Raw genomic sequence first — 1,217 nt, forward strand, 5'->3', positions numbered from 1 at the left:
CCTCAAATATTATTCAAAAAAGATGACAGGCGGACTAACGGACTTTTTCATTTTTGGTCACTTTATCCGTCAAAACATGGACAACTTATACCAGCTGTTTTTGGTCATTATGCGGTAGCATTAACAGTAGATAAATAGATTTTAAAGGGGCACCGCAAGCACATATTATAGCGTAGTATTTATTACGCCGTTTTATTGTTTGAAAGATGATCCATAAAAAAATGAAAACATAGAGTAATAAAGAACCGATTTTTACATGTTTAAAGCTTTGAGTATCTAGTGCTTTTACCATCTCTTTTTCCGACTCTAGCGCATCTTTACGCCACTGTAAGACGATGTTGGGATTATTACTTAAAATACTGGGTTTTGAGTTACTTCCCGATAGTTTTATATAAGCGGATGTATAGTCTGCTTGTGGATGCGAGGTCTTTTCTGATATCTCATTAATTACATTGTTTAGTGATTCTTTAGTTACATCTGCAACAACCTGTCTTGGATAAGCAGTTTCATATAAAATGCCTCCGACTTTTAATGTAACTGGGGGAGAATTAATTTTATATGAATTCCAATCTATGGTAATGTAATCTTCTATGTTTATATTTAGCTCATCTGCAATGCGAGCACTAACAACAGCTTTGCCGATATTGAAGCTTCCTTTTATTAGAAGGTTTTTATTAGTGGGCATTAAGGTAGATGCATTGATTATATCGTTGACGAATAAAATATCTGCTATAATCCTCTTGCCAGAGCTTTTACTAGATATATAAGTCGTAAACGCAGTTATTCCAACATACTGTTCAACCGATTGATCAGCTTTAATGCTATTAATATCCGATTCAAATAATGGTCCTGATATTTTAAGATCATAGTCTGCGGTTTCGAAGGGGGCTTGCCTCAAATAGCTATAACTCATAGGCAATAGAAAGAGAATAATTACGATAGCAAATATAATAGTTAATAAAAGGCATTGCCTTAATTGGAATAAATATTGGTACTTATATTCTTTTAACAGTAGAAAAAAAGAAAGGGAAAGACTTTTCATTCTTTTCACCCTTTAAAAAATATTTTACGAACCACATATATCTATTTATACTAGTAGTTTGTTAACTCTTAAACTGTGGATAAAGCCGCTTTAATTTGGTTCTTGCTTCAGCGGTCGTAAATTGCCAGTCAACACCTTTTTGATTTCTATTTCTTGCGGTTTCCCAAACTGCCAG

The 1,217-nt window shown here is 33.6% G+C and carries 1 protein-coding gene; it reads right to left on the bottom strand.

Translation table 11 applies throughout. The features are described from left to right. Nucleotides 1–85: 85 nt before the first annotated feature. A complete protein-coding gene (locus L9W92_RS18605) occupies nt 86–1,042 on the bottom strand; it encodes a hypothetical protein (protein ID WP_240085229.1) in 957 nt (318 codons plus the stop codon). Nucleotides 1,043–1,217: the final 175 nt, after the last annotated feature.

Origin of the sequence: Pelotomaculum terephthalicicum JT, assembly GCF_022410535.1 — a bacterium.
GTDB lineage: Bacteria > Bacillota > Desulfotomaculia > Desulfotomaculales > Pelotomaculaceae > Pelotomaculum_D > Pelotomaculum_D terephthalicicum.

Coding starts and splice junctions, on each gene's coding strand:
- L9W92_RS18605 (WP_240085229.1), bottom strand. CDS start 1,042: ATGAAAAGTCTTTCCCTTTCTTTTTTTCTACTGTTAAAAGAATATAAG.